14 protein-coding genes and 2 tRNA genes are annotated in these 18,200 nt (G+C 39.8%); 12 read left to right on the plus strand and 4 right to left on the minus strand.

All coding sequences use genetic code 11. The features are described 5' to 3' along the window. Positions 1–1,071: a GDP-L-fucose synthase family protein gene (locus tag CBG49_RS03995; RefSeq protein WP_088593478.1), complete on the plus strand. Its 1,071-nt coding sequence runs from the start codon at positions 1–3 to the stop codon at positions 1,069–1,071. A 243-nt stretch (positions 1,072–1,314) separates the two neighbouring features. Then, a complete protein-coding gene (locus tag CBG49_RS04000) occupies positions 1,315–1,878 on the plus strand; it encodes a hypothetical protein (protein WP_088593479.1) in 564 nt (187 codons plus the stop codon). A gap of 754 nt (positions 1,879–2,632) precedes the next feature. On the opposite strand, the gene CBG49_RS04005 is transcribed toward CBG49_RS04000, so the two are convergent. Together CBG49_RS04005 and CBG49_RS04010 are read right to left on the minus strand one after the other, a co-directional pair. Further along, positions 2,633–3,715, minus strand: a complete 1,083-nt coding sequence (locus tag CBG49_RS04005) for an OmpA family protein (protein WP_088593480.1) — start codon at positions 3,713–3,715, stop codon at positions 2,633–2,635. Positions 3,716–3,949: 234 nt separating this feature from the next. After that, on the minus strand, positions 3,950–5,347 hold the full coding sequence (locus CBG49_RS04010) for a leucine-rich repeat protein (RefSeq protein ID WP_088595253.1): 1,398 nt from the start codon (positions 5,345–5,347) through the stop codon (positions 3,950–3,952). Positions 5,348–5,792: 445 nt separating this feature from the next. On the opposite strand from CBG49_RS04010, the gene CBG49_RS04015 reads away from it, so the two are divergent. The 5 genes from CBG49_RS04015 to cls all read left to right on the plus strand — a co-directional run bounded on the left by CBG49_RS04015 (position 5,793) and on the right by cls (position 12,016). After that, complete coding sequence (locus CBG49_RS04015; RefSeq protein ID WP_088593481.1) at positions 5,793–6,998, plus strand: hypothetical protein; 1,206 nt, start codon at positions 5,793–5,795, stop codon at positions 6,996–6,998. A 495-nt stretch (positions 6,999–7,493) separates the two neighbouring features. Then, the gene (locus tag CBG49_RS04020; protein WP_088593482.1) at positions 7,494–8,534 is read left to right on the plus strand and encodes a threonine aldolase family protein; all 1,041 of its coding nucleotides are present in this window, start codon (positions 7,494–7,496) and stop codon (positions 8,532–8,534) included. Continuing rightward, entirely contained in the window at positions 8,531–9,244 is a 714-nt protein-coding gene (locus CBG49_RS04025) for a ZIP family metal transporter (RefSeq protein ID WP_088593483.1), read from the plus strand. Before CBG49_RS04020 ends, CBG49_RS04025 begins: the two co-directional genes overlap by 4 nt. Positions 9,245–9,386: 142 nt before the next feature. Continuing rightward, on the plus strand, positions 9,387–10,568 hold the full coding sequence (locus tag CBG49_RS04030; RefSeq protein WP_088593484.1) for a toxin-antitoxin system YwqK family antitoxin: 1,182 nt from the start codon (positions 9,387–9,389) through the stop codon (positions 10,566–10,568). Then, positions 10,565–12,016: a cardiolipin synthase gene (gene cls, locus CBG49_RS04035; RefSeq protein ID WP_088593485.1), complete on the plus strand. Its 1,452-nt coding sequence runs from the start codon at positions 10,565–10,567 to the stop codon at positions 12,014–12,016. The genes CBG49_RS04030 and cls overlap by 4 nt, the downstream gene beginning before the upstream one ends. Positions 12,017–12,050: 34 nt before the next feature. Here cls and CBG49_RS04040 read toward each other — a convergent pair. Further along, positions 12,051–12,121 (minus strand) — tRNA-Gln (locus CBG49_RS04040). A 310-nt stretch (positions 12,122–12,431) separates the two neighbouring features. Between CBG49_RS04040 and CBG49_RS04045 the strand changes: the two genes are divergently transcribed. The 5 genes from CBG49_RS04045 to CBG49_RS16270 all read left to right on the plus strand — a co-directional run bounded on the left by CBG49_RS04045 (position 12,432) and on the right by CBG49_RS16270 (position 15,544). Beyond that, entirely contained in the window at positions 12,432–13,256 is an 825-nt protein-coding gene (locus CBG49_RS04045; RefSeq protein ID WP_088593486.1) for a thymidylate synthase, read from the plus strand. Positions 13,257–13,396: 140 nt separating this feature from the next. Beyond that, on the plus strand, positions 13,397–14,644 hold the full coding sequence (locus tag CBG49_RS04050; protein WP_088595254.1) for an alpha/beta hydrolase: 1,248 nt from the start codon (positions 13,397–13,399) through the stop codon (positions 14,642–14,644). Beyond that, positions 14,625–15,173 carry a dTDP-4-dehydrorhamnose 3,5-epimerase gene (gene rfbC, locus CBG49_RS04055; RefSeq protein WP_088593487.1) on the plus strand — a complete coding sequence of 183 codons (549 nt, stop codon included), beginning with the start codon at positions 14,625–14,627 and terminating at the stop codon, positions 15,171–15,173. The genes CBG49_RS04050 and rfbC overlap by 20 nt, the downstream gene beginning before the upstream one ends. A gap of 119 nt (positions 15,174–15,292) precedes the next feature. After that, a tRNA-His gene (locus CBG49_RS04060) sits at positions 15,293–15,369 on the plus strand. Between the two features lie 43 nt (positions 15,370–15,412). Beyond that, a complete protein-coding gene (locus tag CBG49_RS16270; RefSeq protein ID WP_257789601.1) occupies positions 15,413–15,544 on the plus strand; it encodes a hypothetical protein in 132 nt (43 codons plus the stop codon). Between the two features lie 212 nt (positions 15,545–15,756). On the opposite strand, the gene CBG49_RS04065 is transcribed toward CBG49_RS16270, so the two are convergent. Then, positions 15,757–18,198: a TonB-dependent receptor gene (locus CBG49_RS04065; RefSeq protein ID WP_088593488.1), complete on the minus strand. Its 2,442-nt coding sequence runs from the start codon at positions 18,196–18,198 to the stop codon at positions 15,757–15,759. Positions 18,199–18,200: the final 2 nt, after the last annotated feature.

An 18,200-nucleotide genomic window follows, 5' to 3' on the forward strand; every position in this document is an offset into this window, starting at 1 on the left:
ATGGATAAAAACGCTAAAATATATGTTGCAGGACGCAAAGGTTTAGTGGGTTCTGCTATTTGGAAGAATCTTTCTCAAAAAGGATATACCAATTTGATAGGCAGAACAAGTGCCGAACTCGACCTACGTGATGCACAAGCCGTCGCTCAATTCTTTAAAAACGAAAAACCCGATTATGTCTTCTTGGCTGCTGCCAAAGTAGGGGGCATTATGGCTAACAACACCTATCGCGCCGATTTTATCTACGAAAACCTGATGATTCAAAACAATGTGATTCATTCGGCTTACGAAAATAAGGTGAAAAAATTACTGTTCTTAGGGAGTACTTGTATCTACCCTAAGGAAGCACCCCAGCCTATGAAAGAAGACTGTTTGCTCACTTCTCCGTTAGAATATACTAATGAACCCTATGCTATTGCCAAAATTGCGGGCATCAAGCTATGCGAGAGTTACAACCTGCAATACGGCACTAATTATATTGCTGTAATGCCTACCAATCTCTATGGGCCTAACGATAATTTTCACCTTGAAAATTCTCACGTATTGCCAGCGATGGTACGCAAAATACACTTAGCAAATGCCTTGCTTAAAAATGATTGGGAAGCAGTAAAAACAGACCTCAACAAGCGTCCGGTAGAAGGAATAAGTGGTAAAAACAACCAAGAAGAAATAAAAACAATCTTATCAAAATATGGTATTACAGCCGAAACAGTTACGCTATGGGGTACAGGCACTCCTTTGCGTGAGTTCTTGTGGAGTGAAGATATGGCCGATGCTTGTGTGTTTCTAATGGAACGCATCAATTTTAAAGATACATATCCCGCTAATGCCAATGAAGTACGCAACACCCACATCAATATTGGTACAGGTAAGGAACTTTCTATCAAAGAACTCGCCTATATGATAAAAGAGACCATTGGCTATCAAGGAAAAATAGTCTTCGATAGCACCAAACCCGATGGTACAATGCGTAAACTCACCGACCCCTCTAAACTACATCAACTCGGTTGGCAACACTCTGTTGAACTCCAAGAAGGAATAAAACTGATGTATGAACATTATTTGTTGTAAATCAACCCCATATCTGTACTACTCTGTTACAACCCTGTTACCCCTTGTTACAACTTTTTGCACACACGCAAAATTCACCGCAATTTTGCACCGTAAAAGTTAGGAAATAAAGTTCAGAAATGAAATAGGAAATAGAATAGTGGTCAGCCCCTCTGGACAGGCTGACGTGTCCAGCACTATCCCCTATTCACTATTCACTATCCCCTAACCCCTAATTATGAACAACTTTAAAATCAAACAAAAATGGCAAAAAGTATTAACAACATCGTAACAGAAGGCCTTTCTGGTCGAATCGGAAAACAAATCGTTTTCAGTCAACGCAATGGCGAAACCATCGTTTCTAAATTCCCAGTGCGTACTAAAAAACCAACCGCTAAACAAATAGCTCAACAAACCAAATTCTCAAGTGCTATCGCCTACGGTAAAAACGCTTTGCAGGACAATTCCCTCAAAGTACTCTATACCACCGAAGCTCAGAAACGAAAAGGCGTATCTGCTTACAACCTCGCTGTCGCCGATTTCCTCAAAGCTCCAGTGATTGAAAACGTAGATGTCTCAGCTTATAAAGGGGCTGCCAGCGGCGAAAAAATAACCATCACCGTCACCGATAATTTTAAGGTAACCACTGTGAAAGTCGCAATTATAAACAGCGATGATACCCCTGTTGAACAAGGTGAAGCAACCCTCTTAGAAGGCAAATGGGTCTATAGCACCACCGCTACTAACGCCGCCCTCTCTGGCGATAAAGTAGTCGTAACGGCTACCGACCGTCCTGGTAACAAAACCGTAAAGGAAACAACCCTTTAATCACAAATCGTTATTATAACAACAATTAGAAAAACAATAGGCTCATCTCCCATCAAAAGATGAGCCTATTATACTTCTGTTTTCCACACACCTGTAGCTTACACTTTTAACATCAGTCCGATATAAAAAAACCTCAGTTCGGTATAATAGAGCATTATAATTCACCGTCAGGTGAAAATTCGTGAGATAATTATAAATAAAGACTTTCACACTCCCTAATTCGTGAAAATTCGTGAGATTCGTGGGAGATTTAAAATATTTCACTGCTTGTCAGATAAATCCTTAAAAAACCTCAGTTCGGAATAATAGAGCATTATAATTCACCGTCAGGTGAAAATTCGTGAGATAATAAAAAAATAAAGATTTTTATGCACTCCCAATTCGTGAAAATTCGTGAAATTCGTGGGAGATTAAAAATATTTCACTGCTTCTTAAATAAATCCTTACCTCAAACTTTTTACAAAAAAAAAGACTCAGCAATTCCCATCGCCGAGCCTTTCAATTATTGTATAATTAAAATGAGATTTTGTGGTGAATAAGCCACCTATGAAAAAAACTTTTCAGCCAACTGTCAATTGCCAATTGTTAATTGTCAATTGTCAATTGTTAATTAAAAAAGCCCTCCCATAGTTCTCCAAAAAGCAAATATAATTACCTTATTAAAAAACATTTATGATGATTGCATTGTGAAGAACCCTCTAATTTTAACAAGTATTCAAAAAAAGAGAATATGGAAGGTACTTTTCATCACTAACTATTGTTGTTCTTTGATAACATTGATTTCTACACGTCGGTTAATCTCTTTACCGCGTTCAGTATCGTTGCTCTCAATAGGGCGAGTTTGCCCGTAACCTTTAGCCTCGAGGCGTTTTTTGCTCACACCGTGGCGTGAAAGGTATTGCTTGATAGCATCAGCGCGATCTTGTGAGAGTTTGAGGTTGTGCTCAGGAGTACCAGTGTTATCAGTATGTCCTTCTACCACGAAGTTGAAATCGGGGTTTTCGTTCATAATCACCGCAATATTGTCCAAAATAAACTCAGCTTGTGGTTTCACTACCGATTTATCGGTGTCAAACAAGATAGTCTTTGCATAAAGGTTTATCTGTTTTACCACGCGTTTGGTACGCTCTTCGCGTTCTTCAGGAGTTTCTACACGAGTAATCGCTTTGTTAGCCGATACGCGTTTGCGGTCTTTTTTCTCTTTTACTTTAGGTTCTTTAGTGCGTTCTACGTGGTCTACAATAGGGTTTTCGCGAGCGGTAAGTGGCAATTTAAGCACTACACCAGCGCCCCATTGGTAGTAGTCGTGACCGGTGCCACCCCCTACGTTGTAGGCAGTGTTCACATTAGCGCCCACTACATCTGTAAACCAGAAGTTTACACCTACTCCAGCGATAAACTTAAATTTGGTTTCACTATCTACTGAAGCAACTCCCACACCCACTTGTGGATAAGGGTCGAGCCAAGGAAGCGCATCCCACAAACGGTTGAGGTGATAACGACCGCGCACATCAAACGCCCAATAAGTTTTGGCGTTTTCGAGTTTAGTTTCCTCTACATCAGGAAAGTAATTTTGGTCTTTCTTGATGCTTGCATAGGCAAAACCCGCTTCGGCAGTAATACCTTTTTTGATGTAGCGAGCGGCGTTGAGGCGGAAGCCGATATTCATATCAGGGTAGCCAAACCAGTCTTTCATTACACTTCTTTCGGGCACCTTAAAGTCTACGGTGCTCACACCCGCCCCTACGAGCCAAGGGCGATAGTTATCTTGTGCTGTTACAGCACTCGCGCTGAGCGCTGCAATGGCAGCAATGGTATATGTTTTAATTTTGTTCATTTCTTGTGATTTTTTTATTGTTTTATCCTCAGAGATTTTCCGAGATTCTCAGGGTTTCTCAGAGTTTTTCCGAGATTCTCAGAGTTTTTCAGAGCCTTTTAGGGTTTCTCAGGGTTTCTTAGGGTTTCTTAGAGTTTTTTTCTGAGTTCCTCAGAGTTTCTCAGAGCCTTTCAGAGTTTCTCTGAAAATTCTCAGAGTTTTTCCGAGATTCTCAGAGTTCCTTAAAAACAGCTATTAATAGCCTCTTATTCTATCTCCAAAACTGGTTGCTATCCAAGTTTGGCGTATCTTCCAGTCTCCCACAGCTGCTGTTGGCACATACAAGGTCGCATTATTTGTATTACCAATAGGACTTTGTGCATAAGCATACGTCCCAAAATTATTTCCATACCTAAGAGTACCTGATGCAACAGTCAATTGGCTGGGGGTTGTTACTCCTATACGCAATTCTCTCAATGAATTTTCAGTAAACAACAAAGCCCAAGCTCCTATTTTAGTAAGTTTAGACCCTATAATGATATGGGTAGTAGTAGAAGGAAATACTTGTCCTATGTGTAAATCACTTATATATCCCGAACCATGGTAGCTTTCATATGAATCATACGCCAATTCTTTTAATTCTGGTAGATTAAATTTGCTTACTTTAGTACCTCTAAAAGCTGAACTTCCTATTTTCTCTACTTTATTAGCAATCACAGTTTCTAAGTTTTGTGAGCCGTAGAAAGCTTTAGAACTTACCTGTGTTACATTATTTAGGTCTATTTTGGTAATTTTAGCATTACCATACAGATAATTATCATTTTGAACTTGTGAAATATTTGCGGTAAAACCTCCTTCAGTGATTGTAGTTGCTTTATAAGGCACTTTAGGAGGCACTGTAAGCATATCAAAACTGCGTTTGGTAACATAAGTAGCATTAGAAAGTCCAGTTACAGTGGTACCGTTTATAGCCCAGAACTTGGTTACTTTTTTAATGACCACAGTTTTATCTTCTTCACCTGCTTTGGTAAATTTGAAAGTAAGTGGCGTACTTTCATCGTAGTGGTTTTGAGCTTTCACCTTCACTTTGTTGCCAGAGCCTGTGATTGTTACACGGGTATTGAACACAGCGGCAGGAGCCTTACTGCTCGCTTGATACTCATAACCCACAGGGGCTTCAACTTCTACTTCATCTTTAGAGTTTGCCTCAGTAAGGTCGCCATCTATATTTTCGATAGTGAGGGTGTTACCTCTCCATCCGCGATCTCTTTCTACAATCACAACCGTAAGGGTAGCTGTTTTAGCTGCATTAGTAGCTGGGTCGGTATCCGTAATGCGGATATCGTGACTACCGTTCTCATTGTCATAGGCGTGAATTACCAAATGAGGTTGAGGGTCGGTGTTTTTAGTTACAGTTAGCGCAGTAGAAGGGCTTTCGAAATTAAAATTATTGGTAGCACCATCAATGGTTACAGAACGGGTGGAACCTTCTTCTATATGAATGGTGTGAGTTCTACCATTTCTAAAATAGAAGCTGTTTTCAGTACTTGGGCGTGGTTTTTCACCTACCCCGTCATCGGCATCCGATTTACAGCCTATGTATGTAAGGCTTAAAGATACAAATGCCATTAAAGCAAAAATTCTTTTTCTCATATTATTTCTTTTTATTAAATTACGCACTATGCGTGGGTTATTTATCTGGTGCAAAGGTACAAACGGGAAAATAAACCCTCCAAATTAATTTAAGATATGCTTAACTTTATCACATCATTGAAGTAGTGAAATAGTAGTGTTTTTAACAATTTTAACAATTCACAGCTGCTTTTTAATACTATTTTAACAGATTGCAAGCTTAAAAATAGCCAATTATAACTTATACGCGTAAAAAGTATTCATTTACACACTTTTGTAACTCGCTATAAATAAAACTCTTACAAAATTGTGACGTACTAATGACGTAGTACCTTAACAAATTCAAAATAATAGAAATGGGTAAAATAGTTACATAAAAATCAGTAAAATTACCTTTGTTGAAGAACCAATTCTTGCTATTTTGCAAACTATTTTTTACCTTTGTAACCTGAAATTTAGTGTTGATATGAACACCCCTCCTTATAAAAAAGCACTAAAATACCTCATTATCATCATCAGCGTGATGGTGGTATGCGCAGCTGTTGCGTTCTGGATAAACAGTGAGTTTGATGCATTTGTTGCGGTCGTTTGTGCTGTATTGTGCAGTGTTGTACTCTCATTCTTATTTCTTTTTTACTACAGCTTTTACTATCGTTGGGCGCGACAATGGCTCTTAGCAGGCATACTGGTAGGGCTCGTTTTATTTTTGCTATTAGCACTTCAAAACGAATTAGAAAATGTCTATTCTGTTATGATGACTCCTAAAAAGTACGACAACTACCTCTCACTACAAACTCATACGCCCTACCGCAAAAACGGCAAAATCCTATCCCTGCTCTCCCCTAATCCCGATAAGAACTTGGAATACAACTTCCTCTTTCTAAACGAACACGCCCAGTTGGTGTTGATGCAAAACGTCCATTACCCTCATTTCTACAAGTTTAACCGACAGGGAATACTCATCGATAGTCTGCAACTAACGAACCAATGCGATTTTGAATACGCTTTTCTGGGTAGCCATTATGTGAATTTCAACGATAACCAAAGTCTCTCTTGGGCAATCGATGGCGATGCACAACTCAAACCCATAACTATAGTAAACCATTCACCACAGTGGACTGATAAACAGCGGAGAACCTTCTTCAACGAAGTGCAAAATACCGCCGATTACTACTATATTTATGAGATTCGCAGTCAGGAATCCGACCAAAGTGATGAGCTAAACACCTCAAAATCTAAAGAAAAAGTATTCTTCTACCGAAATGAACGATGGCAGTATTTTTACCTGTCACCCAACGAGTATACCTATCAAAAAATACCTGAAAACGAACGTTCTAAAGGTGAGAACAACCCGCTTATTGGTGACTTTAGCGGGCGATTTACCAAAGAAACAACCTGCAAGCATCACAGCATACATCCGCTTTATGTAACTGAAAATAACCGAGGTTTATACATAGATTTAGTAGCAAAAGGAGTGGTTTTTCACCTCCTCATTTCGCGCAATAACCCTATGTTTGGATCGATTGACTACCAGCCATTGTACTGTTTAAAAAACGGAGATGAACATTTGGAAACCTATCAAGATTTAATGTTCTACAGCAATACCCAGCTACTCTATCAATTGTTTTACAACAGCCAAGAAGTGTATATAATTAGAGAATTAGCAAATTAGTAAATTAGCAAATTAGTAAATTAGCAAAATTTCCTGCCCGTGCGGCTCGCACAAATCGCTTTTGCATCATAAACTTTGTCAAAGTCCCAAAACTTTGACAAAGTCTATAAATCTGATTATCAATTACTTTTAGAGTATGTTATGTAGGAAAGCCAGCGATAGCTGGGTATGTGCTGCAAACGCCCATTAACAAATTGAAAAATCGCAAAATTTCCTACCCGTGCGGCTCGCACTAAATCGAAATTATTCGTATCTTTGCCCCCTCATTCTAACTAACGTCAGTTCGATATAACAGAACATTGATTTACAGCTTTATATCATAATATATTCACAAAATAATTCACCGTCAGGTGAAAATTCGTGAGATAATAAAAAATAAAGACTTTTATACACTCCCAAATTCGTGAAAATTCGTGAAATTCGTGGGAGATTAAAAATATTTTACTGATTGTTAAGTAATTACTTACGTCGAACTCACATTAACTAATACTAAAAATGAAAATATCATTTAAAAACGATTATGCCGAAGGCGCTCACCCCGCAATTTTAGAAGCCCTCGTACACACAAACACTGTACAACAAGCAGGATATGGCTACGATAATTATTCGGCAGCTGCCAAAGAACTCATCAGAAAGAAGATAGAAAACCCTCAGGCGCAAATATTTTTTGTAAGTGGTGGTACACAAGCTAATATGCTGGTAATAGGCACTTTGTTGCGCACCTACCAAAGCGTGATAGCCCCCGAAACAGGGCATATCGCCGATAATGAAACCGGAGCTATAGAAGCAGTAGGTCACAAAATACACTTAGCCCCAGCAACAAACGGTAAAATCACTCCTGAGAGCATTGCCGATTTTGCCACCCGCTATACAAATTATCCACACCAAGTACAACCACGACTCGTGTATATTACGAACGCCACCGAGATAGGAACCATCTATACTTTGGCAGAGCTCAAAGCCATTTACGAGTGTTGCCAAGCGCATAACCTCCTGCTGTTTATGGACGGCGCGCGATTAGGATCTGCATTAAATGCAGAAGACAACGATATACAATGGAAAGATTTAGCCCCTTATACCGATGTGTTTTATATAGGTGCTACCAAAAACGGCGGACTGTTAGGCGAAGCCATTGTAATCAACAATCCAGCCCTCGCCGATGGTTTTGAGTATTACCTCAAACAACAAGGAGCGCTACTTGCCAAAGGTCGTTTGCTTGGCTTGCAATTTCTCACCTTGTTTGAAAACGGATTGTACGATGCTTTGGCATTGCACGCTAACCAGCAGATGAAACGCATCAAAGAAGCGTTTGTAGTCAATGGTTATACCTTGCTTTCAAATACTTGTACAAATCAGTTATTCCCGATACTCACTCACAACCAAATTGCCGCATTGGCAGAGCAGTTTGATTTCTACCAGTGGCAAAAAGTAGATGAAACCCACACCGCCATTCGCCTCATTAGCTCGTGGGCTACTACCGATGCACAAGTAGATGCGCTTATCCAAGCAATTCAATCATTAGCAGTAACTCAATGAAAAATTACCTCCTTCCTTTCCTTTCAATCGTGATAGGGGCTTGCCTTGTGTTGTGGCTCAAACCCACACATAAAAGCAGGCTTAAGCTGTTATTGGCATTCAGTGGCGCTTTTTTAATGGGGATGACCATTTTTCACCTTCTCCCCGAAGTATATCACGAGGCACTACACGCTCACGAAGAACACAGTGATTTTGGCGATAAAACCATCGGACTCTGGATCGCTGTGGGCATACTCCTGCAAATCGTGTTAGAGTTCTTTTCGCACGGCGCCGAACACGGTCATTTTCATTCACCCGCCAAAGGATTACAAACCCATTTCCCGTGGGGGCTATTCATCAGTTTGAGTATCCACTCAGTGCTTGAAGGCTTCCCATTACACGAGCACAGCAATATGGTGTACGGCATTTTCATCCACCATTTGCCCATTGCTATGGTGCTGACAATCTTTTTCTTAGATTCCGGCATCGGACTCAAACGCACGCTTGCTTTTCTGTTTGTCTTTTCGCTAATGACCCCGCTGGGCGCTTTTTTAGCAAACTATGTACCCGCCTTATTGCCCTATCACAACCTGATGAGCGCCGTAGTCGTGGGGATATTCTTGCATATCTCGTCAGTAATACTGTTTGAAACCTCCGAAAATCACCAATTTAATTATAGAAAGTTAGGCGTGATTGTTATAGGTTTTGCAATGGCATTTCTGTTCAATTAACAATCGCAGACTTTGTCAAAGTCCCAAAAACTTTGACAAAGTCTCTAAGAACGACAAAGTCTCTAAAAATTTCAGAGTTTTTCAGAGGATCCCCAAGACATTCAGAGGCTCTCAAAATCTCACCGTAATAACAATTAACAATATGAAGTATTTAATCTTTACAGTCTTATCACTGCTTTCACTACAACAGTACGCACAGCAACTCCTCACCGAGAGTGAGATAGACGAAAAAAAATTCGGCAATGAGAGTATCCATTTCCTCAAAAGCAACAACACTCGCTTGAACGGCGCCTACAAAATAGGCAACAACCAAGGAGAATACTACGAGGTTACCTTCGTTGATGGAATTGCCAACGGATTGGTGAAATTCTACAACCGTTATGGCAAACTAAAAACCGAAGCTACTTTTGAAAAAGGCATCTTCCACGGTCCTTACAGGCAATACGCTCCTTACTCAGGCGAAATGTACCGCGAATATAACTACAAGAACGGCGAGCTCGACGGCAAATTCCGCGAATATTCCGATGGCAAATTAGTAGTCGATAGAAACTACAAGGACGGCAAACCCGACGGCGATTGGAAAGAATACGATGAGAACGGCAAACTCACCAAAGAAGAACACTACAAAATGGGCAAAAAGGACGGTAAACAGTGGTCGGCTGTCACTCGCCGCCGTAGCGGACTTGTACAAACCGATGTAGAATACTACAAAAACGGTGAACCTACAGGCAAATGGCTCTCCAAATTGAGCGACGGCACCCTCCGTGAAGAAAGAGAGTACAAAGCCAATGGCACTTCAGTACGCAAAGAATATTACGAAACCGGTCGACTTAGTAAAATAGTGCATTACAAAGGGGAAAAATACCAAGGTGATTACCAACTCTACAACAGCGATGGAATACTCACTGAGGAAGGTACTTACGACAACGATTTCCCTACAATGAAAAAAACATATTACCCTAACGGAAAACTAAAAACCGAAAGTTATTACCAAAACAACGAACAACACGGCAAATACGCTTCTTACGACGAACGCGGACGCCTATTAGTAGAAGGAGCTTACCTAAAAGGCTATCCCGATGGAACTTGGAAATCATACACCACCGATGGTGTGTTAACTAAAGAAGCTCATTACGACAAGGGTAGGGAAGAGGGCGCTTACAAAGAGTATTATCCCTCAGGAATACTTTCTATAGAAGGACAATACGCTCGCGGACAGAGAGAAGGCGTTTGGAAATACTACAACGAGCAAGGTCAGGTCGCTAAAGAAGTAAAATACCAAAACGGCAACTCAGTACAAGTTACCAATTATATGGATAAATGAAACTGATTCTCCTCTACGAAATACTCTACATACTATTTGTTATAGCTGTGTGCTTGCGAATTATTTGGGACACACGCTCGGTGAGTAAAGCTTTAGCTTATTTGCTCTTAGTTATCTTTGTGCCCATTGCAGGGGCAATCTTCTACTTTTCATTTGGTATCAACTACCGTCGGCATAAAATATACCACAAAAAACTGACTGTAGACCAAGCTTTCCGCCGACAATTAGAACAGATTTACCCGCGTATACAAGCGCATTTAAAATCCTTAGGCAATTCGGTTACAGCATCTTATGAAAAGAGTTTGCGATTTCTGTCGAATATAGAGGAACGCCTTTTATTGATTCCTAATGAAGAAGTAAAAGTAATATGCAATGGCGAAAACCTCTTTCCTGAATTGCTTGAGAGTTTGCGAAGTGCTCAACATCATATCCACATAGAGTATTACATCTACGAGAACGACCACATAGGCAATGCTATTAAAGATATTCTAATAGAAAAAGCGCGTGAGGGGGTAGAAGTACGTTTCATTTACGACGATTTTGGCAGTCAAGGCATACGCCGAAACATTGCGCGTGAGCTACGCGAAAATGGAGTCCCTGCTTTTCCGTTTTACAAAATCAACTTTGTAAAACTCGCCAATCGTATGAACTACCGCAATCACCGCAAAATAGTAGTGGTAGATGGCTATACCGCTTTTATAGGAGGAATCAACATCAGTGATAAGTACAACAATACCGAAGCTAACGAGCGCTATTGGCGCGATACTCATCTAAAAGTAAAAGGCTATTCGGCTCACGTGTTACAAGCAGTATTCTTGCAGGATTGGAATTTCTGTAGCGGTGAAAATGTAGCTATCAACGCTCCTTATTTCCCAATAGGTATAGAGCCCCATCCCACCGATTATTTCACACAAATCGTCGCCAGTGGTGCCGATTCCGACCTCCCAAATATCCTCTACGCTACCGTGCAGCTCATCTATGCAGCTAAACGCGAAATCCTAATTACCACCCCTTATTACATCCCCGATACCTCCTTGCAAGAGTCGCTTATCATTGCCGCACTTAGCGGAATAAAAGTGAAATTATTAGTACCCCAAAAAGGCGATTCGGTATTTGTACATATCGCCAGTGAGTCATTTTTTGAAGAATTGCTCAAGGCAGGAGTAGAAATTTATCTTTATGAAAAAGGATTTGTACACGCTAAAACTTTTGTGATAGACGGCGAAGTAGCATCGGTAGGTACAGCCAACCTCGATGCGCGCAGTTTCGACCTCAATTTTGAAGTAAATGCCCTCGTGTACAACAAAACAGTCGCCAGCGATTTGCAGAGAATTTTCTATAACGATTTAAAAAATGCGCGTTTGTTGCAGTTAGAACAGTGGCAAAAGCGGAGTGAGTTTAAGCAAATGATAGAGCGGGTAGTGCGCTTGTTTTCACCGTTTTTATAAAATAAAAAAGGCCTCCTCTCGGAAGCCTCTTTCGTTGGTCTACTAGGACTCGAACCTAGAATAACAGAACCAAAATCTGCTGTGTTACCATTACACCATAGACCAGCGATTTCTCATTTGCGGTGCAAAGGTACTGCTATTTTTGTAATCTGCAAATTTTTTAGAAGTTTTTTTTAAATAAATCGATGAAAATCTTCTTTAACCACTGAAAATCAAAGGAATTAACAAGTTGCCAAAAATAAGCCCGTGCGACTCGCTTCAAATCAACAAATTATCCTTACCTTTGCGCCCTGCTAATCGGCTAATCTACTAATCAACAAATTATAAAATATTTTATCTTATAAACACTCACTTTTGCGGCTTGCCCCCTCTCCCAAGGAGAGGGGGAACGGGGGTGAGGCTATTCAATCGGCAAATGAAAGTATATCACGACCTCTTGCGCCATATCCTTGAAAATGGCTATTCTAAAGACGATCGCACTGGTACCGGTACTACCAGCGTGTTCGGTTACCAAATGCGCTTTGACCTCAGTCAAGGATTCCCTTTGGTAACTACTAAAAAAATACATCTAAAATCAGTGATTTACGAACTCTTGTGGTTCTTAAAAGGCGATACCAATATCAAATATCTCACCGATCACGGCGTGCGTATCTGGAACGAGTGGGCGGATGAGAACGGCGACCTCGGCCCCGTGTATGGCGCACAGTGGCGCAACTGGAATGGAGAAGCTATCGACCAGATAAAAACCGTCGTCGAAACCCTCAAACACAACCCCGAAAGTCGTCGCATTATTGTATCAGCTTGGAATCCTTCGGTATTACCCGATACAGGAAAATCGTTTGCCGAGAATGTAGCCAACGGCAAAGCCGCCTTGCCCCCTTGCCACGCCTTATTTCAGTTCTATGTTGCCGATGGCAAGCTCTCCTGCCAATTGTATCAACGCAGCGCCGATGTGTTTTTAGGAGTACCCTTCAACATTGCCTCTTATGCCCTGCTCACAATGATGCTCGCCCAAGTATGCGATTTGCAAGTAGGTGATTTTGTGCACACTTTCGGCGATGTACACATCTACAACAACCACCGCGAACAAGTAGCCCTACAGCTCAGCCATACCCCACGTAAATTGCCTACTATGCACCTCAATCCAGCGGTAAAAGACCTCTTTGCTTTCGACTACGAGGATTTCCGTTTAGAAGGCTACGACCCCTATCCCGCCATCAAAGCACAAGTATCAGTATAATTAGCAAATTTTTCAATTAGCAAATTTGCTAATTATCCTCCTACCGTTAAAGTTTCGTTAAAATGCAGTGGATAACTTTTTTATATAAGCCTTTTTTAGTTATTTTGTACGCTCAAACAAAAAGTAACAAATCTATGCAGATGAAGAAATTATGTACACTCCTCATTGCCTTATTAATGGCACAAAGTATTTTTGCACAAATCAGCAACGAAACATTCACTTCAGGCAAAACCGGCAAACGCCAGAAAATAGGACTCTATAAGCCCACTGGTTACACCGATAAAAAAGTCTATCCACTGATAGTAGTCCTCAACGCCAACACCCTAATGGAGCCCGTGGTAACCGCCGTGCGCTACTACGAACAATTTGAAGAAATGCCCAAATGTATAGTAGTAGGCGTATACGATGAAAAGTTAGAAGAAGTAGCCATTATCGATGAAGTAGGTCGCCCTATGAATGAGTCCGCACGCTTTTTCGATTTTATTTCCACCGAATTAGTACCCTATATACAAGGCAAATACCCCATTGCAAGCTTCAAAGGAATTATCGCATCGGAAGAAGCCGGTTTTTTAATCAATTACTACCTGCTCAACCCCAAATCGCCCTTCAGTATGTACGTAAGTTTAAACCCCACAGTAATCCCACGTATGGCACCCGAGTTTGCAGCCGCTTTGGCAACAGGTGCCTCAAAAGAACAACACCGCTTGTATTACTATATGGCAACCGCCGATGTAGAAAATAAACTCAGCTACGACAAAACAATTAATTTTGAAAAAGGATTGCGCTCTATGCCTATCCACGAATCGGTACTCTACCGCTTTGCCGATATGAAAGGAAGCTCCGTCAACTCCGCCAAATTACAAGGAATTGCCCAAGCTCTCGACGAGTGTTTCGACATCTATAAACCCATAGGAGGCAAGGAGTACAAAACTCAAATGGAAACCTTGAGCAATAATATTTTTGAATATTTAGAAAACAAGTACAACACTATCGAACAATGTATCGGACTCAAAAAGAAACCCCTGCTCAACGATGTAATGGCAACCTATACCGCTATCAAATCCGCTGCCGATTGGGAGTCGCTTAGAAAATTAGCAAAATATGTAGAAACAAATGGCTATGTAAAAACCGCAATGCCTAACTTCTTCTTAGCCGAATACTACGAAAAAACCGAAGATTACAAAAAAGCATTGAAAACCTATCAAAAATCGTATACCGAACCCAGTATAGATTTCATCACCGCCGACCTTATCACCGAACGCATCAATGCTCTTAAAACCAATAGAAATGTAGGTAGACCCTCTAAAAAATCTAAAAAAGTAATAGAAGAAGTGCCTGAAACCACCGACGAACAAACAACCCCCACCGATGAAAGTAATCAAAACTAAATTAGAAGGTGTCGTGATTATAGAACCACAAGTATTTTTTGACGGCAGAGGCTATTTTTTCGAGTCGTTTTCACAACAACGCTTCAACGAGCAAGTAGCCCCCATCACATTTGTGCAGGACAACGAATCAAAATCAAGTTATGGTGTATTGCGCGGCTTGCACTTCCAAAAGCCCCCTTTCGCACAATCTAAATTAGTACGAGTTGTGAAAGGCAAAGTGTTAGACGTTGCGGTTGATTTACGCAAAGGTTCACCCACCTTTGGGCAATACGAATCGGTAGTGCTTAGCGAGGAAAACAAACGACAGTTTTTTATTCCACAAGGCTTTGCTCACGGTTTTGCAGTGCTCAGTGAAGAAGCTATTTTTCAGTATAAATGCGACAAGTACTACGCCCCTCACAGCGAGGGAAGTGTGCGTTGGAACGACCCTACTATAGCCATAGATTGGCTATTGCCCGAGAAAGACATTATCCTATCAACAAAAGATGAACAAGCCCCACTCTTATCACAATTAACAATTAACGATTGATAATTAAGAGAATACACTTTCTTACCTCTTATCTTTTACTTCTTATCTAAAAAAGTTTAGTAAAAAGTTTGGTAGTTTCAAAAAAAGGTATTAATTTTGCCCCCGAAAAAATAAAGATGGTGGTTTTAGCTCAGTTGGTTAGAGCGTCGGATTGTGGTTCCGAAGGTCGTGGGTTCGAGCCCCATATTCCACCCCAAAGGGGAAACCTAATTAAAATACGCCTTAGAGCGTATTTTTTTATGTCTACACTTTATGAACTTATACAAAGCGAGTATATTTCCGATAAAACTGTTAATCAGTTTGAGTTGGCAGGAAAAGATACTCAAACACTTATTCTATGTTACAACAAGGTTCAGAACAAGAGCAGATAAAAAAAGTGTATTGAGAAAAATTAAAGAAAGTTTCTGTCAGAATAGAAAGATAATAATTGATTAAAGAAAAAGCAAACTCTTAAAAAACTATCCCTTACCTAAAGTCAAACAACAAAAATATCTTTAACATTTTCAAAAAACAGACCCCCAATCTACTTACAATGAATAAAAATATCAATGTAAGTATAAAAAATATGAATTAGGATAACTTATTACCACTCTGAATTGAGATAGGCTTTGTGGTAAAAGTCTATCAACGATTCTGAAATGATATTTATCTTCTGTTGAGGAGAAATTTTCTTAGCGAGAGCTTCATAAATTTCTTTTTTATGTTGTTTAGCAAAATCGCTGAGAAGCCCCTCTTCTCTTATAAGTTTTTCCATAGTCATATCTTTCAACTCATTAAGCATCCAAAGATGAGCCTGATAAGCTTTTTCAGCATTTTCTAAACTTTCTTTATTTTCGTTTGTAGGATTACTATCATAAGTCTGTTTCCAAGAAAGTATATTTCCTTTTATTTTTGAGTCACTTTCTACTGCTTGTTGATATATATTTTTCAAACAACGGAAAACAAAGCCTCGATAATCTTGCTGTTGTTTTTTAGCTTTTTCTATAAGTAGTTTTTGTTCTTGTAACAAACGTTTTCTATCTTTTTTTCCACTTACCTGCAACTGATGGTGCACTTCTGTAATTTGAGTGTTGAGTTCTCCCATAAAACTCAAATCAGTGATGTTTGAAAGTTCAGGTATATCTTTTATAACTACCATTTCTTCAGTAGTTTTAGTTGCTTGTTCAATAGGTTCTTCTGCCGTTGTAAAAACTTCTGGCATTACTTTCTCCTCTTGTAATGGAATAGTATCCTTAGCTCTCTCAAGGTCTTCTGCTTTTTCAACCTTTTGCTTTTTCTCCTTACGAGGCTTTTTCTCTTTAGGAGTTTTCTCCTTTTTCTTAAATTTAAACGATGGGAAAGGCAATTCTACCTTTTCAAAATGGTAAGTATAACCTACACTCACATTAGTACTTTGTGCCGAAGTGTTTTGAGTATCACTTTCAGCGTTGCGAAAAGACTGTAAAGCACTTAAGGTAAACTGGTGGTTTTTCCAAGGGAGAAAGTTTAAATTTAGCTGTACATTAGCTGTACTACCTTTAGAGGTAGCCGATTGTGAAATACTATAGTTCCCTAAGAGCGTTGTGTTGAGTTTATCTTCAAAAAATGTTTTACCTACTGTAAGAGAAGGTCCCATCACTTCTGTTTTTTCTCTCGCTACAATACTATATGAGTAGTTGAAGGAAGGTGATAAACTGAGTTTACTTTCAGGAAATTGTACCATATAGGCAGCTCCTGCATTGTGAAAACGCGAAATACCTCCTCTGCGTACTATATCATTTTGTTTGTTCACCACATCGTTAAAAGAATATGAAAGAGTTATATTCTGTTTTTCATTTATAGCATAAGCTATATTGGCATTTGTGTTTTGTGATACTTGTCGGTAGTTGATAGAGTCTTGAGGATGTTCATAGAGTTGTGGATTGTTGATTCTATCAAAAGGATTGATAAGTTTATTAGTAAACATCGTAAAGTTACTATAACTTCCTGAAAGAGATAGTTTAGGTGTAACCTTAGCATTTACATTGGCTGATCCTACCCACTGGTTGGACTGTTTAGGTTTTTGTTGGTTTAAATTGTCGTGTTGTCGTCCTATGCTAGTAGCTATTGATACATTACCTTTAAAAAGATTTAGAGAACTATTTAGGGTGATATTTTCCATATCGTTTACAAAATAGTAAGCCCCTAAGGTCTTGTAATCGGGGTCTACTTTCTCGTAACGCACCCCTACACTCGCCTTCGTGAAAATAAAGTTAATACCTGCATTGTAAGCTGTAAAATCCTGCTTTTGGCTTTGAGTATTGCCCAAAAGACTTAAAGCATATTCACCAAACACTTCTACAAAATGCAGAGGTTTGTATTTAGCAAATCCTGAATACACTTGGTTGGATAGTGGATATATTTTCTTCTCATCGGGAATAGGTACCGATAGAGAATTAGCTTTATCGTTAGCAAAGAAAAGAATTCCGCCTATTTCTAAATCTTCTTTTTTATAGGAGAGCTTCGTGCCGTAACCCCAACGCTCATAGGTAGGTATGGTTTGAGGACGACCGTCATATTCAGTTGCTTTGGCAAGTCTACCTCCCATAAACGAAGCTCTTAAAGGATATTTTTCAGGGGTGAGCTCTAAACCTCCTCCTGTGAATTGTAAACCGTTGAATGTATAAGGAGAAAAGCTCATACTCACATCGCCTATATGGGCTAAAATCCATTTGTATTTAGGGTGCAGACTTAGGCGATTAAATTTAAAGGGAATTTGGTAGTCTAAAGCATCTCCTTGATTAGTGTATCGATAATTGATAGGCATTGTCCAATCATAAAAGCCCAAAGTGATATTACCATTGAAAAAATACAAGAAAGGCTCACTAGAGGGGCTGTCAGAAGCTTCGTTATACACGCCACTTACTGAGGCACTCCCCAAGATAGAAAACGGTTTCTTCTTGAATTTTTCTTTTAGCTGAGTATCTATATTTTCTAAATCTACCTGCTGAGCTAAAATTGGTAGAGAAAATAAAGTAAAGAGTACAAGTAGGTAAGTTCGCGCCATTG

The organism is Capnocytophaga endodontalis, assembly GCF_002209445.1.
Classification (GTDB): Bacteria; Bacteroidota; Bacteroidia; order Flavobacteriales; family Flavobacteriaceae; genus Capnocytophaga; species Capnocytophaga periodontitidis.

Coding starts and splice junctions, on each gene's coding strand:
- CBG49_RS04010 (WP_088595253.1), bottom strand. CDS start 5,347: ATGAGAAAAAGAATTTTTGCTTTAATGGCATTTGTATCTTTAAGCCTT.
- CBG49_RS04050 (WP_088595254.1), top strand. CDS start 13,397: ATGAAGAAATTATGTACACTCCTCATTGCCTTATTAATGGCACAAAGT.
- CBG49_RS04005 (WP_088593480.1), bottom strand. CDS start 3,715: ATGAACAAAATTAAAACATATACCATTGCTGCCATTGCAGCGCTCAGC.
- CBG49_RS04020 (WP_088593482.1), top strand. CDS start 7,494: ATGAAAATATCATTTAAAAACGATTATGCCGAAGGCGCTCACCCCGCA.
- rfbC (WP_088593487.1), top strand. CDS start 14,625: ATGAAAGTAATCAAAACTAAATTAGAAGGTGTCGTGATTATAGAACCA.
- CBG49_RS04025 (WP_088593483.1), top strand. CDS start 8,531: ATGAAAAATTACCTCCTTCCTTTCCTTTCAATCGTGATAGGGGCTTGC.
- CBG49_RS04015 (WP_088593481.1), top strand. CDS start 5,793: ATGAACACCCCTCCTTATAAAAAAGCACTAAAATACCTCATTATCATC.
- CBG49_RS04030 (WP_088593484.1), top strand. CDS start 9,387: ATGAAGTATTTAATCTTTACAGTCTTATCACTGCTTTCACTACAACAG.
- CBG49_RS04000 (WP_088593479.1), top strand. CDS start 1,315: ATGGCAAAAAGTATTAACAACATCGTAACAGAAGGCCTTTCTGGTCGA.
- CBG49_RS04045 (WP_088593486.1), top strand. CDS start 12,432: ATGAAAGTATATCACGACCTCTTGCGCCATATCCTTGAAAATGGCTAT.
- CBG49_RS16270 (WP_257789601.1), top strand. CDS start 15,413: ATGTCTACACTTTATGAACTTATACAAAGCGAGTATATTTCCGATAAA.
- CBG49_RS04065 (WP_088593488.1), bottom strand. CDS start 18,198: ATGGCGCGAACTTACCTACTTGTACTCTTTACTTTATTTTCTCTACCA.
- CBG49_RS03995 (WP_088593478.1), top strand. CDS start 1: ATGGATAAAAACGCTAAAATATATGTTGCAGGACGCAAAGGTTTAGTG.
- cls (WP_088593485.1), top strand. CDS start 10,565: ATGAAACTGATTCTCCTCTACGAAATACTCTACATACTATTTGTTATA.